Below are 16,477 nucleotides of genomic sequence, written 5' to 3'. Positions count from 1 at the left end.
ACTCCGGCTACTTCTTCTTGCTGGTCACCCACAGGTCGATGGTGCCGTCGATGACGACGGTGCCGTCGGCCAGCTCGCCGCGCACCCGGACCGGAAGGTCGCCCTCGGCACCGTCCCACTGCTCCTGGTCGGTCTCGGCGATGCAGGTGACGTCACCGGTGGCCTTGGCGGTGTAGGACACCGTCATCCCCTTGGGGATCCAGCGCTTGCCGCGCGGGATGGTGACCTCGGCGAGGCCGCCCATCGCCATCTCGAGGCCGTTGCACAGCGCGATCGCGTGGACCGTGCCGATGTGGTTCTGGACGCTGCGGCGCTTCGGGATCACGACCGAGGCGTAGTTGGGGCGCAGCTCGGTCACCCGTGGGTGGATCGACGCGAAGTACGGCGCCTTCTGGCTGAACGCGATCGAGAAGACGCGCTTGCCGAGGGTGCCACCGACCACGGGCAGGTTCGTGGTGGTCTTCCAGAGGCTGTGGACCTGGGTCATGGACCCTAGATTACTAGCCAGTAACCTGTACCGCGAGACCCGGCTACGGCCGACCGCCCGCGGCGCCCTCGTCGTCAGCGGACTGCGGTCCGATCGCGATCGTGATCGGCAGTCCGGGCAGGTCGATCTCGACCGAGGCGCCGTGCTGGCCGTTGCCCGGGAGCGTGATGACCACCGGACCGGCGCAGATGCGGCGGTCGCCGCAGTCGTGGGGATGGGGCTTCTTCTCCGGCGGCACCTCCACGGGCGGCGGGCTCGTCGGGACGGTCGGGGTCGACGGCGAGGCCGGCACGTCGGCGTGCAGCGGCACCGGGTCGGGAGCCGGGGGCGCGGGATCCTGGTCGCCGGGCGGGGTCGGGGCCTCCGGGGACGGGTCGCCCGGAGCGCTGTCGGCGGGCGGAGCGGGCGGCGTCGCCGGGGGGCTCGCCGGGGCCGGCGCGGCCGGCGCCGGGTCGTCCGCCGGGGAGGCCGCTCGGGGAGCGGGCACCGCGGCGCCACCGGGCGCGGCAGCGTCCGGGGCCGGCGCGGACGGGCTCTCCGCCACGGGGCGCGACGCCGCCGGCGCCCGGTCACGGCCGTCGTCGCGCAGCGCGGCGAACCCGGCGGCGGCCACCGCGGCCACGACGGCGGCGGCCGCGATCGCGACGACCGGACCGGTCATGCCGCCCGCGGCGGCACCCGAGGCGCCCCCGGCAGCACCGGCACCGGCCGTCGTACCCCCGGAGGTGCCGGCGGCTCCGGCGGACCCGGCCGCGCCGGCGGCCCCCGCCGTCACGCCCCCGGCGAGCCAGGCGACGCCCTTGCCGCCGACGGGAAGCGCCAGCAGCACGATCGGCAGGAGCTGGACCGCGAGCTTCTGGTTGACCCGGTCGACGACGAGGAAGGCACGCTGGCAGTCCGCACAGCCGTCGAGGTGGTCGCCGAACCGCTGCTCGGCACGCGAGCCCAGGTCGCCCCGGGCGTACTGGCTCATCCGGGTGTGGACCCACCGGCACTGCTCCCGCGCCGGCTCGGGCCCGGCGTGCAGGTCGAGGTAGGCGCGCTTGAGGCCCTCGCGGGCCCGGTGGGCGAGCGAGGAGACCGCGCGCGGCTTGAGGTCCATGAGGGAGGCGACCTCGGCGGGCTTGCGACCCTCGACCTCGACGTGCCACAGCACCGTGCGCCAGCTCTCCGGGAGCGTGGCGAGGGCGTCGACGGCCACCGTCTCGTCCAGGGCCTCGACCGCCTCCTCGGGCGTCACCTCGGCCGTCTCGGCCTGCTCGAAGAGCCACGGCTGGTCCGAGGCGACCGCCTCGCGCTGGGAGCGCAGCCCGTCGCGATAGCCGTTGCGGATCGTGACGTGGAGGTAGGAGCGGAAGCTCGCGGTGGGGCCGCCGCCGGAGCTGAGCTGTCCGAGCACACGGGAGAACGACTCGGCCACGAGCTCCTCGGCCGCGTCGGGGCCGACGAGGATGCGGGCCAGGTGGCGCGCGCCGTCGACGTGGTCGCGGTACAGCTCCTCGAACGCGCCGCTGTCGCCGGCGCGCACCCGGCTGAGGAGCTCCTCCTCCGGCGTGCGGGACGCGTCGTCGTCCATCCGGTCCTCCGGGTCGTCGTGGTCACGTGTACCTCGGTCCAACGACCGAGCACCGTCGATGATGCACCGATTCGGAAAACTTTCGAACTCATCGGGAAAACCGCGTGATGTTCCGTCGCCCGCTCCGTCCGGTTCGGTGACTGCCCCGCCGGGGCGGCCCGAGCCCCCGATCGGAGACCGATGAGCACGACGAGTCCGGCCGTCACCGCGCTGCGCCCGCGGTCGCTGGCCCGCCGGTCGGCGACGCTGCGGGAGCACGTGCGGGCGCGCCGCGCGGCCGGCGTTCCCCACGAGCAGGTCTTCCTCGACGTGCTCGACGGGGCGCTCACGCGCGCCCACCGGGTGCGCCCGGAGCACCTCGACGTGTGGGCGCGGCTCGTCGCGCTCGTCGAGGAGCACCCGGAGCTGTCGCACACCCTGCCGGCATACGCCGCGTCGGCGAACCTCGTCGGGCTCGCGCTGTTCGGGGACGTGGAGGACCACGCCGCCCTGTCCGGCCTCGTCGACGAGCTCGGGCACCCGCGGCTGGCGCGGCTCCAGCACCGCTACGGCACCGCGCTGGAGACCGACTCCCGGCTGCCGTTGACCAGCGCCGCGGTGCGCCGGATCCTCACCCCGGGGATCGGGCGCCGGCTCGCGGCGCACCCGCGCACGGCGTACCGCGGCGCGGCGGGCGTCGACGACGCGCGGCTGCGTGCCGCGCACGCCCTGCTGCTGCAGGGAGTCAACCGCCGGTGGACCGTGCCGCGCCTCGACTCCGTCGAGGAGCTGGCCGACATCGCCGCCCACGGCACCATCAACGAGTGGCGCCACCACGTCGCGATGGTCATCGCGGACCCGTGGTCGTCGTACGTCGAGCGGATCGTCGACCTCGCGCACCAGGCCGGCCGGGCCCATGTGGCGCGGGTGATCACCGCGATCGTCGACCTGTGCCGCGAGCAGGAGCTGGCGACCGGGCGACTGGCGGTCCCCCACAGGTCCCGTCCCGCGACCCGACGGTCGCGACATCTGGGCGGCAGGGCCGCCCCATGAGCTGCCGAGGCGGCGACGGCGCCGATCCGATCCGGCTGGGGGGCGGGGCGGATCGGCCGAGGTTCGAAGCATCTGGGGGGTGCTGCGGACCGACGTCCTGAGTGCTTCAGGAGCCGGCGTCGCCTCGGCGCACCACCGCGAGAGCGGGTGGGCGAGCGCCGCCGGGGTTCCCTGGAGGGAGGGGAACCCCGGCGGCCACGTCACACGCGCGTGCGGGCCACCACGAAGATCCGGCGGAACGGCAGCACGACGCCCTGACCCTCGTCGGGGTAGGCCGCGCGCAGGCGCGCCTTGAACTCCTGCTCGAACCGGGGACGCAGGTCCGCGGGCAGCGCCTGCAGCGTCGGGCGGGCGCCGGTGCCGGACACCCAGGCGAAGACCGGGTCCGGGCCGTGCAGCACGTGCAGGTAGGTCGTCTCCCACGCGTCGACCGCACAGCCGAGCCCCTGGAGGGCGCGCAGATAGGTCGCGGCGTCGTGGGCACCGGGCCGCGCGACACCGGCCGTGTGGGCGGCGTACGGCGCCTCGGCGGCGAGTGCCGCCCGGATCGTGTGACTCGGCTCGTCGTGGTTGCCCGGGACCTGGAAGGCGAGCCAGCCGCCGGGGGCGACGGCGCGGACCAGCGCGGGCAGCAGGTCGAGGTGCTCGGGCAGCCACTGCAGGGTCGCGTTGGAGACCAGCACGTCGACGCCGCCGGCCGGCGCGGCGGCCAGCCAGTCCCGGAGATCGGCCCGGCGGAAGACCACCCGCTCGGCGGCACCGTCGGCGGCGGCACCGTCGGCGGCCGCGCGGATCATCGCCGCGCTGGAGTCGACGCCGGTGATCGCCGCGCCCGGCCAGCGGTCGGCGAGCAGGGAGGTGAGGGTGCCGGGGCCGCACCCGAGGTCGACCACGACCCGGGGGTCCACGGCGGCGACCCGGCCGACCAGGTCGAGGAACGGGCGCGCGCGCTCGTCTGCGAAGGCCAGGTAGCGGTCGGGGTCCCAGGCGAAGCTCATCGGCGCGGCGCTCCCGCGAGGTGGCCGAGGATGCGGGCGTTGACGGCGTCGGGCCGCTCGAGCTGGAGGAAGTGACCCGCGCCGGCGACGACCGCGACGCCGCTGCCCGCCGGCAGGCGGTCGCCGATCCGCGCGGCCCAGCGCGCGTCGAGGCAGCCGTCGTCGGCGCCGTGCAGGTAGAGCAGCGAGACCCGGGGCTCGCCGGTCCAGTCCCGGGCCAGCGACCGGTAGGCCGCGGGGAGTCGGTGCGGCCGGACCTGCGCGCGGTAGTAGCCGATCGCGGCCGACCGGTGGGCGGCGTCGGGAACGGCCCGGGCGAGGTGCGCGAGATCCTCGGTGGCGTCGTATCCCGGTGACCACCGCCGCCACAGGTGGGCGACGAGCGCGTCGAAGCGCCGCTCCGGCAGCCTCGGCAGCTGGTTGAAGAGCGTGTACCAGCTCAGCGCCGCCTGGCGGGGCAGCAGGCGCAGCCAACCGGCGAGGTCGTCGCGCCGCGGGTTCATCACGGAGAACGGAGGCACGGCCAGCGACACGATCGCCCCGAAGGGGTTGGCGGACGAGGCGGCGATCCCGTTCGCGGTGATCGCACCCCAGTCGTGGCCGACGAGCACGGCCCGGTCGTCGCCGCCGTGGGCACGGTGGAGGGCGAGCACGTCGTGCATGAGGGCCGGGACGTGGTAGCTCCCGTCCGCGGGGATGCTGCTCGGCGCGTAGCCGCGCGTGAACGGTGCGATCACCCGGTAGCCCGCCTCGGCGAGCGCCGGGCCGAGGTGGCGCCAGGTGTGGGCGGTGTCCGGGAACCCGTGGACGAGGACGGCGAGCGGCCGGTCGCCGTCCTCGAGGTCACCCCAGGTCAGGCCGGCCAGGTCGACGGGGCCGAGGGGGCCGAGGTCGGTGGCGTGCTCGTTCACGCGGCCGACCCTACGCCCGACCTATCTCGACATCAAGATTCTCGACCGGTCGGATAAGATGGGTCCGTGCGGGACGAGGTGGACGAGCTGATCGAGGCGTGGGCGCGCGAGCGCAGCGACCTCGACCTCGGGCCGGTCTCCGTCTTCAGCCGGATCTCCCGGCTGGCGCACCACGTGGACCGGGCCCGGCGCGACGCCTTCACCGCCCACGGGATCGAGTCGTGGGAGTTCGACGTGCTGGCGGCCCTGCGGCGGGCCGGTGAGCCCTACGAGCTCTCCCCCGGCCGGCTCCTGCGCGAGACCCTGGTGACGAGCGGGACCATGACCAACCGCGTCGACCGGCTGGCCACGCGCGGCCTCGTCGAGCGCCATCCCGATCCGTCGGACCGCCGCGGAGTCCTCGTCCGGCTCACCCCCGACGGCAAGGACGCCGTCGACGGCGCCTTCGCCGCCCTGCTGGACGCCGAGCGCGAGCTGCTCACCGGGCTGTCGGCGTCGGACCAGGGCGACCTCGCGGGGCTGCTGCGCCGCCTGCTCGTGCCCTTCGCCGGCTGACGCGTCGGTCAGCGACGGATCTTCGCGGAGCGGATCGAGATGCAGCACGCGACGCGGTCGCCCGCGCCGTACACGATCGAGGTGCGGCCGCGGGCGTCGGAGCCGACCATGGGGTTCGACGCCCGACCGGTGAGTCGACGCGCCTCGCCCCAGGCACCGGATGCCGCGCGGTGCCGGACCAGGGCCAGCGGCCAGCGCTTCTCGGATCGGTACTGCTGCTCCCAGGTGAGGGTGACGTCGCCGCCCGCGCCCACCTCGAGCTGGGGCAGGAAGAGGCTGTAGCCGTACGTCGGGAACGGCGCGGTGGCGTTCTCCCGATTCCACGCTCCGCCGGGCGCCTCCTGGACCGCCACGTACGGCAGCACGGTCCCGTTCCGGCTGTCGACCTCCTCGCCGTAGATGACCGCCCGGCCGGTCTCGGCGATGCCGACGTCGGTGGCGTTCTGGGGCGCCTGGAGGTGCCCCACGACGGCCTGCTCGGTCGCGCCCCACCGCCCGTCCGCGGCGCGGTGCCGGGCGAAGATGGTCGTGGAGTCGCGCCAGACCGCCACCAGGCGGCCGTCCCGCGTCGTCGCGACCGACGGCTGGTCGAGCGATCCCTCGGCCATGGTCTGCTGGCTCCAGCCCGTCGCCGGGCCGCGGGAGGCAAGTCGGACCCGGCTGCTCGCCGGTCCGGCACCCGCCCTGATGTCGTCCCAGGCGATGGTGGCCACGCCGCGGTCGTCGATGGCCGGCTCGCTCGCGCGCGCGTCGGGCCGCCAGGCCGGGTCGACGTCGAGGCGCTGTGCGCCCTCCCACGCGCCGCCGGGGGCGCGGTACGCGGCGTACAGGGTGAAGTCGGTGACGTTCGCGTCGAAGCTGCCGGCCCAGTGCGCAACCGCGTATCCGTTGCCGGAGACCGCGATCCGGGGGAAGCCGGTGCGCTCGCCCTTGGCGGACAAGGTCCTCGGCTTGGACCAGCCGCGCTTCCCCTTGCTGGAGGCCGTCTTGACCACGACGCTCTTGCCCTTCGACTGGGTCCACACCACGGTGACCCTGCCTCGGTCGTCGATCGCGATGTCATTGGTCCCGGCGTAGGTGCGCACCCCCTTCCAGGAGAAGGTGCCGCCGAGCGTGCGCGGCCGGCCCCAGGTGCCGTTGGGTGCCCGCCGCGCCACCCGTACCCGGCGCCGGTCCCCGTCGCCGTCGACCCAGGCCGCCGCGCCGGCGCCCTTGGCGTTGACGTCGTAGCTCCAGTAGTTGGTCGAGAAGAGCGTGCTGCGGGCGACGCTGACGCTCTTCCAGCCGCCCCCCGCGGACGCGGCGCCGGCCCGGCCGAGCGACAGCGGACCGAGCGGAAGGACGAGAGCGACGACGAGGCCGGTAGCCACGACGAGCGCGGTTCGGCGGCCCACGCGCGAGCGAGTGCCGTCAGGCATGCTGGATCGAGTCATGCTCGCCACCTTCCCAGAAGCGGTCGGCCGAACCGCTGACAGGGACGGGCCGCCGGGTGTGCTCTGTCGTCGAGGCGCGACCTACTCGAGCACCTCGGCCGCCTCGAGCCACTCCAGCTCGGCCGCCTCCTTCTCCTCCTGCAGCGCCGTGAGCTCCGTGCCGATCGCGGTCAGCCGCTCGGGGTCGGTCGCGTGGGCGGCGAGATCGGCCGTCAGCTCCGCCTCGCGGGCGGAGAGCCGCTCGAGGACCTTGTCGAGGCGGGCGACGGTCTTCCTCGCGGCGCGCTCCTCGGCCGAGCCCGCCTTGGCCTTGGCGGGACCGGCGGACCCGCCGGCGGGAGGCGGCGCAGGCGGCGCTGCCGCTGACGGGGCGGCGGCCTCGAGGTGCATCGCCGCGGCCCGCCGCTCCAGGTACTCGTCGACGCCGCGGGGCAGCATCGAGATCCGACCGTCCCCCAGCAGCGCCCAGACCGAGTCGGTGACCCGCTCCAGGAAGTACCGGTCGTGCGAGACCACGACCAGGGTGCCCGGCCAGCCGTCGAGGAAGTCCTCGAGGACGGTGAGGGTCTCGATGTCGAGGTCGTTGGTCGGCTCGTCGAGGAGCAGCACGTTGGGCTCGGTGAGGAGCAGGCGGAGGAGCTGGAAGCGGCGGCGCTCGCCACCGGAGAGATCGCCGATCCGGGCGGTCAGCCGGTCGCCGGTGAACCCGAAGCGCTCCAGCATCGAGGTGGCGCTGATCTCGCCGTCGGCGGTCCGGGTGACCCGGCGGATCCCCTCGACGGTCGCGAGGACGCGAGCCTCGGGGTCGTCGACCTCGACGTCCTGCGTGAGGTGCTGCAGGGCGACGGTGCGCCCGTGCCGGACCTTGCCCACGCTGGGCGCCGCCTCGCCGGACAGCAGCGAGAGCACGGACGTCTTGCCGGCGCCGTTGACGCCGACCAGGCCGACCCGGTCGCCGGGGCCGAGGCGCCAGGTGGCGTGGGAGAGCAGCTGCCGGGTGCCGCGGGAGAAGTCGACGTCCTCGACGTCGATGACGTCCTTGCCGAGCCGCTGGGCCGCGAACCGCTGGAGCTCGAGCCGGTCGCGCGGCGGGGGCACGTCCTCGATGAGCGCGTTGGCGGCGTCGATGCGGAACTTCGGCTTCGACGTGCGCGCCGGTGCGCCGCGGCGCAGCCAGGCCAGCTCCTTGCGGACCAGGTTCTGCCGCCGCTGCTCCGAGGCCGCGGCCTGCCGCTGGCGCTCGGCCTTGGCGAGCACGAACGCGGCGTACCCGCCCTCGTAGGTGTCGACGACGCCGTCGTGGACCTCCCACGTCTGCTGGCAGACCGCGTCGAGGAACCAGCGGTCGTGGGTGACGACGACCAACGCCGACGGGCGGGCGGCGAGGTGCGCGGCCAGCCAGGCGACGGCCTCGACGTCGAGGTGGTTGGTGGGCTCGTCGAGCACGACCAGGTCGTGGTCGCCGAGCAGCAGGCCGGCGAGTGCGCAGCGCCGCCGCTCGCCGCCGGAGAGTCCGTGGACGGCACGGTCGAGGTCGATGCCCGCGAGCAGCACGTCGACGATCTCGCGCAGCCGGGCGTCGGCGGCCCACTCGTGGTCGGACTTGCCCTGGAGCACGACCTCACGGACGGTGTGGCTGTCGTCGAAGTCGTCCTGCTGGGACAAGACGCCGACCAGGAGCCCGCGCTGGCGGGAGACCCGCCCCTCGTCCGGCTCCTCGCTGCCGGTCATGATGCGCAGCAGGGTGGTCTTGCCGTCGCCGTTGCGCCCGACGATGCCGATCCGCTCCCCCTCGCCGATGCCCAGGGAGACGTCGGTGAGCAGCGGCCGGATGCCATAGGCCTTGGAGACCCGCTCGAGACTCAGCAGCGAACGCGGCTCAGGCATAGGTCACCACGTGGGCTCCGGCGACGGGTCCGGGCGCGAGGGTGCAGCGGTGCCCCTGGGCGCTCAGCTGGGCGACGGTGGTCCGCGCCTCCTCGACGTCCTCGTGCAGCACGAGCAGCGTCGGTCCGGAGCCGGAGAGCAGGACGCCGTCGGGCGCCATGCTGCGCAGCTCCACCTCGACGTCGACCAGGTCGGGGCGCAGGTCGCGGGCGGCCGGCCACAGGTCGTTGGCGAGCAGGTCGCCGATCTCCTCGGTGTAGCCGGCGCCGAGCGCCTCGATCAGCGCCTCCGGGACCGGCGGCTCCGCCGGGGCGTCGGGCGACAGCTCGTCGAAGTGACCGTAGACCGCCGGCGTGGACAGCCCCTCGTCGGAGAGGACGACGACCCACCACACGGAGCTGGTGTCCGCGACGGGGGTCACCACCTCACCGTGGCCGGTGCCGAGCGCGGTCCCGCCGATCAGCGCGAACGGGACGTCGCTGCCGAGGGTGCCCGCGATCCGCAGCAGGTCCTCGTCGGGGGTCTGCAGGTCCCAGAGCCGGTCGAGGGCGAGCAGGGTCGCGGCCGCGTCGGCGGACCCGCCGGCCATCCCGCCCATGACGGGGATGCCCTTGGCGATGGTGATCCGGGCGGCCCGGTCGATGCGGTGGTGGGCGGTGAGCGCGCGGCCGGCGCGGACGGCGATGTTGGCGTCGTCGAGCGGTACGCCGTCGATCGGCTCGGTGAGTCCCACCGACCAGCCGTCGGCCTCGACGACGGTGACGTCGTCGTACAGCCCGACGGCCTGGTAGACCGTCGCGAGGGCGTGCTTGCCGTCGGGTCGCAGGCCACCGACTCCGAGATGGAGGTTGATCTTCGCGGGGGCCCGCACCGTCACCTGCGTCATGCGCTTCCTCTCGGACCGGCGTCCACGCCGTCGAGGGCGACCGTGATCGCCACGAACTCGTCGATCCCGAGTGCCTCGCCACGGGTGAGCGGGTCGATCCCGGCCGCCCGCAGCGCTGCTTCCGCCTGTTCCGTGCCGCCGGCGAGCGTGCGCAGCGCGCCGCGCAGCGCCTTGCGCCGTTGCGCGAAGGCCGCGTCGATGACGGCGAAGACCTGCTCCCGGGATGCCCGGTCGGTCGGTGGCTCGCGGTGGGTCCACGCGACCAGGCCCGAGTCGACGTTGGGCGCGGGCCAGAAGACGTTGCGCCCGATCGCGCCCGCGCGGCGTACGTCGGCGAACCAGGCCGCCTTCGCCGACGGGACGCCGTAGGTCTTCGATCCCGGAGGCGCGGCGAGCCGGTCGGCGACCTCGGCCTGCACCATGACCAGTCCGTGCTCCAGCGACGGCAGCAGGGCCATCAGGTGCAGCAGCACCGGGACGGAGACGTTGTAGGGCAGGTTGGCGACCAGCGCCTGCGGCGGCGGCCCCGGGACGTCGGTCACCGTCAGCGCGTCCGCGAGCACGACCCGGAACCGCTCGGCGTGACCGGGCGCGAAGGCACCGATCGTCGCCGGGAGCTCGGCGGCCAGCACCGGGTCGACCTCGATCGCGGTCACCTCGGCACCCACCTCGAGCAGCGCGAGAGTCAGCGACCCGAGGCCGGGTCCGACCTCGACGACGACCTCGCCCTCGGCGACGCCGGACTCCCGCACGATGCGTCGCACCGTGTTGGCGTCGATGACGAAGTTCTGGCCGCGCTGCTTGGTCGGGCGCAGCCCGAGGCGCGCGGCCAGCTCCCGAACCTCCGCCGGGCCCAAGAGCCGCGGCGCGGAGGTTTCAGGCATGGGGCCCAGGCTATCGGCTCCCCCTGTCGTCAGCGGGGGAGACCGAGCTTGGCGGCGCAGCCGGGCCAGGCGCCGTATCCGCCGGAGCGGTCGCGCAGGCGGGTGGCGATGGCGATCTGGGTCTCGCGGGAGGCCTGGTGGGGATAGCCGGTGCCACCGTTGGCGCGCCAGGTCGAGAGGCTGAACTGGAGGCCGCCGTAGTAGCCGTTGCCGGTGTTGATCCGCCAGTTGCCGCCCGACTCGCACTGGGCGAGGCGGTCCCACACGGTGTTGCCGGACTCGATGACCGGCTTGGTGCCCACCCTCACGACCTCGGGGGTCGGCTCGCGGGTCACCGTCGCGGTCAGCACGACGCGGCGCACGACCTTGCCGTTGCGGACGATCACCTTGTAGGTGACGTCGCGGGCACCGTCGACCCCGGGGGTCTCGACCTCGGTCTGGCCCTCGTAGAGCGCGTCGTCGGAGACCTTCTCGACGGGCGCGGCGACCCGCTCGCCGGTCACGCTCCGCTCGCGCTTCTCGATGTCGGTGAAGACGATCCGGTCGCCGGCCGCGAGCGCGGTCCCCCGCTCCGGGCGGACCTTGTCGTGCTCGTCGAGCTGGACGCCGACCTGGGCCAGGGCGTCCTCGACGGTGAGCGCCGGCAACTGCTGCGTGACCGGCTTCGCGCCGGCGAGCACGAAGGTGAGCTCCTTGGGCGTGACGACCTCGATCTCCGCGCCGCCGCGGTCGATGTCGGCGGAGCGGCTCGTGGAGAGCCGGCCGTCGGCGTAGGGCGTGCCGATCTCGGCGAGCGCCCCCTCGACGTCGGTCGCGGTCACCCAGTGGGTGCTCGTCCGGCCGTCGACGGTCAGCTCGACCGGACGCCGGAAGAGCACCGCGATCCGGTCGCCCGCCTCGATCCGCTCGTCCGGACCCGGCTCGACGACGTCGCGCTCGGACACCTCGATCCCCTCGTCGCGCAGCACGTCGCCGACGGTGTCGCCCATCGTCGTGACGGTCCGCTCCCGCCCGTCGACCGACAGCCGCACCTCGGTGGTCATCGAGGAGTAGCCCCAGGTGACCGCGGCGACGGTCACGAGGACCGCGGCGACGGTGACGGCGAGGGCCCGACGGCTGTGGGAGAGCCTGAGAAGGGAGGCCTTGAGGGTCCGGCCGCTGGTCAGCCGGGCGAGCTGGGGGTGCGCAAGTCGCACGATTCTCCGAACGTCGTACTGCCCGGGCCTCGGTCGGCCAGCCCGACCGACCCCGGCCACGTGCCGCGACCGGTGTCGGATCCTGCAGGGCTGGCCGGAGAACTGCCTCCGATCCCGGCCGTCAGCCATCCACGAGAACAGGGCACGGCCGCCGATCGCAACTTGGCGAGGCCCCTCAGCGCCGGCGCGCGTGACCTGTCTCACTCCGCCACGCCCCATCCGTCCCGTGGGTCACACGCCCCAGGTGCCCCCGAACGCGGCCTCGGTGGTGGCGTCGATGGCGGCGCACAGGTCCTCCAGGTCGTCGCCCCGCTCGGCGGCCATCGCCCGCACCGTCAGCGGGACGAGGTACGACGCGTTGGCCCGCCCCCGGTGAGGCGACGGGGTGAGATAGGGCGCGTCCGTCTCGACGAGCACCCGGTCGCGGGGCACGATCCGCAGCGCCTCGCGCAGCGGCGCGGCGTTCTTGAAGGTGACCGTCCCGGCGAAGGACAGGTAGGCACCGCGGTCGAGGCAGGCCCGGGCGAACGCGGCGTCGCCCGAGAAGCAGTGCATCACCCAGCGGTCGGGGGCGCCCTCGCCGTCGATCACCTCGAGCACCTCGTCGTGGGTCTCCCGGTCGTGGATGACCAGGGTCTTGTCGAGCCGCTTCGCGATGTCGATGTGCCGCCGGAACGACTCCGCCTGCACGGCGCGGCCCTCCGGCCCGGTCCGGAAGGCGTCGAGGCCGGTCTCCCCCACCGCGCGCACGCGGTCGTGGGCGTCGGCGAGCCGCTCGATCTCGTCCCAGGCCGCCTCGAGCGCGGCCCGGCCGTCGCGCTCGAGGATCCGCGGCGCCTCGTTGGGATGCAGGGCCACGCCGGCGACGAGCTCGGGATGCTCCGCGGCGGCGGCCACCGCCCAGCGAGCGCCCGGGAGGTCACAGCCGATCTGGACGATCCGGGGTACGCCGACCGCGGCGGCCGCGTCGATCGCCTCCCGGGTGTCCCATGGCTCGCCCCCACGGCCGATATCGAGGTGGCAGTGGTTGTCGACGACGGGGTGCGGCAGGGGCTCCGGGACCGACGGTCGCTCGTCGGTGCTCACGACGCGGGGGCGCCCACGCGGTCGAGGACGGCCTCCACCAGTGCGTCGGGGGCCTGGGTCGGGATCCAGTGGGAGACGCCGTTGAGCTCGACGAAGCGGTAGGGCGCGTCGACCCAGCGGACGGTGTGCTCCGCGCCCCAGCGGGCCAGTGCCACGTCCTGGTCGCTCCAGACCAGGGTCGTCGGCACGCTGACCCGGGCGCGCAGGTCGCGCGGGTCGTTGAACGGCAGGGCGCGGTACCACCCCAGCGCGTGCGGCAGCGCCCCGGACTCGACGATCTCGGCGCGCACGCGGTCCACGTCGGCCCGGGTCATGCCGGCGTGCCTGAGCTGGCGGTCGGACGCGGAGCGGACCCGCCCGAGCAGCGTCTCGGGCAGGACCGGGAGCTGGAAGGCCAGCATGTACCAGGACTTCAGCAGCTGGCCCGAGCGCACGAGCGAGGACACGAAGGCGCCCGGGTGGGGCACCGAGACCGCGGTGAGGGTGCGGACCCGGTCGGCGTGGTGCTGGGCGAGGGCCCAGGCGACGATCGCGCCCCAGTCGTGGCCGACGACGTGGACGGCACCGCCCGGCCCGGCGACGGCGTCGATGACGGCGACCGCGTCCTGCGCCAGCAGCGAGACCCGGTAGTCGCGGCGCCGTGGCGGCCGGGCCCGGGGCGCGTAGCCACGCTGGTCCATCGCGATGGTCCGATAGCCCGCCGCGTGGAGCTGCGGAGCCACCAGGCGCCAGGACGTCGCCCGCTCGGGGAACCCGTGCAGGAGCAGGATCGGCTCTCCGTCGATCGGGCCCGCGTCGAGGACGTCGAAGACCAGTCCGTCCCGCTCGACCGTCGTGATCCGTGCCGTCGGTTCAGCCATCGATGTGCACCACCTGGTAGACGTCGCGTTTGGGGAGTCCAGCCTGCCCGGCCACCACCGCGATCGCCTCCTTGCGTCGCATGCCGGACTCCTCGAGCTCCGCGACCGCGGCGCGCAGGCTGTCGGGATCGGTCGCCACCGCCGCACCGGGGACGGCGCCCGCGACCACGATGGTCACCTCGCCGCGGACCCCCTGGGCGGCCCAGTCCACGAGTGCGGCGAGCCCGCCGCGGCGTACCTCCTCGTGGGTCTTGGTCAGCTCGCGGCACACGACGGCGGCCCGCTCGGGGCCGAGGACGTCGCGCATCGCGGCGAGCGCGGCCTCGGTGCGGTGCGGCGCCTCGAAGAACACCATGGTGCGCTGCTCACCGGCCAGGTCGGCGAGCCGGCGCGCGCGCTCGCCCGCCTTGCGGGGCAGGAAGCCCTCGAAGCAGAACCGGTCGACCGGCAGACCGGAGACCGCCAGCGCGGTGAGCACCGCGGACGGGCCGGGGACGGCCGTCACCCGGATGCCCGCCTCGACCGCGGCCGCGACCAGCCGGTAGCCGGGGTCGGAGACGCTGGGCATGCCCGCGTCGGTCACCAGCACCACCCGCTCACCGGAGACGAGCGCCTCGACGAGCACCGGCGTCCGTGCGGCCTCGTTGCCCTCGAAGTAGGACACCACCCGCCCGCCCAGCTCGATGCCGAGGTCGCTCACCAGCCGGCGCAGGCGCCGGGTGTCCTCCGCGGCGACCACGTCGGCACCGGTCAGCTCGTCGGCCAGCCGGGGCGGAGCGTCACCGACCTGGCCGATCGGCGTACCCGCCAGCACCAGGACTCCACTCACGGGACCGATCATCGCAGGCCGCGGCCGGACCGGCCCGGGCGGCGCGCATCGCAGGCGCCGCGCCCGACCATCGAGCACTGCGTAGGCTTCGGCTCCGTGACCGTCGTCGGCCTCTCCCGCACCGCGCTCGGCCGGCGGGTGCCGCTGGCGGTGGAGCGGGCGATCAGCCCGATCCGGCGGCTCTCGGGGCGCGACCGGCTGCTCGGCTGGCTGGGGCCGATCGGGCTGACGCTGCTGGCGTTCGGGCTGCGCGTGGTGGGGCTCGGCAACCCGCACCGCTTCGCGTTCGACGAGACGTACTACGCTAAGGACGCCTGGTCGCTGCTCAACAACGGCTACGTCCAGACCTACCTGACCGACGCCGACGGCACGACCAAGACCGACATCAACGCCGACATCCTCGCCGGGCACACCCAGGGCGTCTGGACCGGCGAGCCCTCCCTGGCCGTGCACCCGGACGTCGGCAAGTGGCTGATCGCGCTCGGCGAGAAGGCGTTCGGCATGGACCCGTTCGGCTGGCGGATCGCGTCGGCCGTCGCGGGCGCGCTGATGGTGCTCGTCATGTGCCGGCTGGTGCGCCGGATGACCGGCTCGACGATGCTCGGCTGCATCGCCGGCGGCCTGCTCATGCTCGACGGCCTGCACTTCGTGCTCTCCCGGCTCGCCCTGCTCGACATCTTCCTGGCGCTCTTCCTGCTCTGCGGCGTCTCCTGCCTGGTGGCCGACCGCGACTGGCACCGGGCGCGGCTCGCGCGACGCGCCCGGCGCACCGAGGACGGGGTCGCGCTCACCGGCTGGGGACCGCGGATCCTCCTCCGGCCGTGGCTGCTGGCCGGCGGCGTCTGCTTCGGCCTCGCGGTCGGCACCAAGTGGACGGCGCTCTACCCGCTGGCCGCGCTCGGCGTGCTGTGCTGGATCTGGAGCGCGGGCGCGCGGCGCTCGCTCGGCATCCGCTGGGCGCTGGTGAAGGGCGCGATCGCCGACGGCATCCCGGCGTTCCTGTCGCTGGTCGTGGTCGCGCTGCTGGTCTACATCGCGACCTGGGGCGGCTGGCTGGCCCACGCCGACGAGTACGAGGAGCACCTGAGCTCGACGCAGTACCGCCAGTACACCGGGCAGGGGCACTGCGCGAAGGACGACGACTCCTATGTCGCGACCGACCTCGACCCGACGCGGAAGTGGCCGACCGCGACCGAGAAGGACGCCAGCGGCGTGGGCGAGGCATGGCAGTCGCTGCGCTCGCTGTGGTACTACCACCAGGACGTCTACACGTTCCACACCCACTTCCTGAACTGCTCCACGCACTTCTACGAGTCCAAGCCGTCGAGCTGGCTTCTCATCAACCGGCCCGTCGGCGTCGCGGTCACCAACGACATCTCGCCGGACGCCCCCGGCTGCGACGCGCCCGCCGACAGCGACTGCATCAAGCAGGTGCTGCTGCTGCCGACGCCCGTGCTGTGGTGGGGCGGTGTGGTCGCCCTGCTCTTCGCCGTGGTGATGTGGATCGGCGCCCGCGACTGGCGCTACGGGCTGGCCGTCGTCGGCGCGCTGTCGGCCTGGCTGCCGTGGATGATGTACGACGACCGGCCGATCTTCCTCTTCTACGCGATCGCCATCCTGCCGTTCACGATCCTGGCGATCACGCTCGCGATCGGGGCCATGATCGGCCCCTCACGGGCACCCTCGGCCCGGCGTACCGCCGGCGTCGTCGTCAGTGGCGCGTTCGTGGTGCTGACCCTGGTGAACTTCGCGTGGTTCTGGCCGATCTGGACCAACCAGATGCTCACGCACAGCGAGTGGCTCGACCGGGTCTGGTTCTCCCGCTGGGTCTAGTGTCGCGTGCGCGGGGGTACCGCC

General features: G+C 74.3%; 15 protein-coding genes. 3 read left to right on the top strand and 12 right to left on the bottom strand.

Going from position 1 to position 16,477, the window contains the following annotated elements; genetic code table 11:
* Positions 1 to 7 precede the first annotated feature (7 nt).
* Entirely contained in the window at positions 8 to 487 is a 480-nt protein-coding gene (locus ACPZVR_RS03570; protein WP_436698190.1) for a hotdog fold domain-containing protein, read from the bottom strand.
* Between the two features lie 43 nt (positions 488 to 530).
* Positions 531 to 2,063: a sigma-70 family RNA polymerase sigma factor gene (locus ACPZVR_RS03565; RefSeq protein ID WP_436698189.1), complete on the bottom strand. Its 1,533-nt coding sequence runs from the start codon at positions 2,061 to 2,063 to the stop codon at positions 531 to 533.
* Between the two features lie 180 nt (positions 2,064 to 2,243).
* Here ACPZVR_RS03565 and ACPZVR_RS03560 point away from each other — a divergent pair, with 180 nt between their 5' ends.
* Positions 2,244 to 3,095 carry a hypothetical protein gene (locus tag ACPZVR_RS03560; RefSeq protein WP_436698188.1) on the top strand — a complete coding sequence of 284 codons (852 nt, stop codon included), beginning with the start codon at positions 2,244 to 2,246 and terminating at the stop codon, positions 3,093 to 3,095.
* A 200-nt stretch (positions 3,096 to 3,295) separates the two neighbouring features.
* On the opposite strand, the gene ACPZVR_RS03555 is transcribed toward ACPZVR_RS03560, so the two are convergent.
* The gene (locus ACPZVR_RS03555) at positions 3,296 to 4,093 is read right to left on the bottom strand and encodes a methyltransferase domain-containing protein (protein ID WP_436698187.1); all 798 of its coding nucleotides are present in this window, start codon (positions 4,091 to 4,093) and stop codon (positions 3,296 to 3,298) included.
* Positions 4,090 to 5,004 (bottom strand): alpha/beta fold hydrolase, encoded by a 915-nt coding sequence (locus tag ACPZVR_RS03550; protein ID WP_436698186.1) that lies wholly within the window; start codon positions 5,002 to 5,004, stop codon positions 4,090 to 4,092. The genes ACPZVR_RS03555 and ACPZVR_RS03550 overlap by 4 nt, the downstream gene beginning before the upstream one ends.
* A gap of 66 nt (positions 5,005 to 5,070) precedes the next feature.
* Between ACPZVR_RS03550 and ACPZVR_RS03545 the strand changes: the two genes are divergently transcribed.
* Positions 5,071 to 5,559 (top strand): MarR family winged helix-turn-helix transcriptional regulator, encoded by a 489-nt coding sequence (locus tag ACPZVR_RS03545; protein ID WP_436698185.1) that lies wholly within the window; start codon positions 5,071 to 5,073, stop codon positions 5,557 to 5,559.
* Positions 5,560 to 5,567: 8 nt separating this feature from the next.
* Here ACPZVR_RS03545 and ACPZVR_RS03540 read toward each other — a convergent pair whose 3' ends face one another.
* The 8 genes from ACPZVR_RS03540 to rsmI all read right to left on the bottom strand — a co-directional run bounded on the left by ACPZVR_RS03540 (position 5,568) and on the right by rsmI (position 14,632).
* Complete coding sequence (locus ACPZVR_RS03540) at positions 5,568 to 6,977, bottom strand: hypothetical protein (RefSeq protein WP_436698184.1); 1,410 nt, start codon at positions 6,975 to 6,977, stop codon at positions 5,568 to 5,570.
* A gap of 96 nt (positions 6,978 to 7,073) precedes the next feature.
* The gene (locus ACPZVR_RS03535) at positions 7,074 to 8,879 is read right to left on the bottom strand and encodes an ABC-F family ATP-binding cassette domain-containing protein (protein WP_436698183.1); all 1,806 of its coding nucleotides are present in this window, start codon (positions 8,877 to 8,879) and stop codon (positions 7,074 to 7,076) included.
* Complete coding sequence (locus tag ACPZVR_RS03530; protein WP_436698182.1) at positions 8,872 to 9,765, bottom strand: 4-(cytidine 5'-diphospho)-2-C-methyl-D-erythritol kinase; 894 nt, start codon at positions 9,763 to 9,765, stop codon at positions 8,872 to 8,874. The genes ACPZVR_RS03535 and ACPZVR_RS03530 overlap by 8 nt, the downstream gene beginning before the upstream one ends.
* Positions 9,762 to 10,649: a 16S rRNA (adenine(1518)-N(6)/adenine(1519)-N(6))-dimethyltransferase RsmA gene (rsmA, locus tag ACPZVR_RS03525; protein ID WP_436698181.1), complete on the bottom strand. Its 888-nt coding sequence runs from the start codon at positions 10,647 to 10,649 to the stop codon at positions 9,762 to 9,764. The genes ACPZVR_RS03530 and rsmA overlap by 4 nt, the downstream gene beginning before the upstream one ends.
* Before the next feature lie 29 nt (positions 10,650 to 10,678).
* Complete coding sequence (locus ACPZVR_RS03520; RefSeq protein WP_436698180.1) at positions 10,679 to 11,845, bottom strand: resuscitation-promoting factor; 1,167 nt, start codon at positions 11,843 to 11,845, stop codon at positions 10,679 to 10,681.
* Between the two features lie 231 nt (positions 11,846 to 12,076).
* Positions 12,077 to 12,931 (bottom strand): TatD family hydrolase, encoded by an 855-nt coding sequence (locus tag ACPZVR_RS03515; RefSeq protein WP_436698179.1) that lies wholly within the window; start codon positions 12,929 to 12,931, stop codon positions 12,077 to 12,079.
* Complete coding sequence (locus ACPZVR_RS03510) at positions 12,928 to 13,791, bottom strand: alpha/beta fold hydrolase (RefSeq protein ID WP_436698178.1); 864 nt, start codon at positions 13,789 to 13,791, stop codon at positions 12,928 to 12,930. The genes ACPZVR_RS03515 and ACPZVR_RS03510 overlap by 4 nt, the downstream gene beginning before the upstream one ends.
* The gene (gene rsmI / locus ACPZVR_RS03505) at positions 13,784 to 14,632 is read right to left on the bottom strand and encodes a 16S rRNA (cytidine(1402)-2'-O)-methyltransferase (RefSeq protein ID WP_436698177.1); all 849 of its coding nucleotides are present in this window, start codon (positions 14,630 to 14,632) and stop codon (positions 13,784 to 13,786) included. The genes ACPZVR_RS03510 and rsmI overlap by 8 nt, the downstream gene beginning before the upstream one ends.
* Before the next feature lie 84 nt (positions 14,633 to 14,716).
* On the opposite strand from rsmI, the gene ACPZVR_RS03500 reads away from it, so the two are divergent.
* Complete coding sequence (locus tag ACPZVR_RS03500; protein WP_436698176.1) at positions 14,717 to 16,453, top strand: dolichyl-phosphate-mannose--protein mannosyltransferase; 1,737 nt, start codon at positions 14,717 to 14,719, stop codon at positions 16,451 to 16,453.
* The last annotated feature ends 24 nt before the right edge of the window (positions 16,454 to 16,477 follow it).

Origin of the sequence: Nocardioides segetis (assembly GCF_051390595.1) — a bacterium.
Taxonomy (GTDB): Bacteria; Actinomycetota; Actinomycetes; order Propionibacteriales; family Nocardioidaceae; genus Nocardioides.
This window is presented reverse-complemented; position numbering and strand designations above follow the sequence as displayed.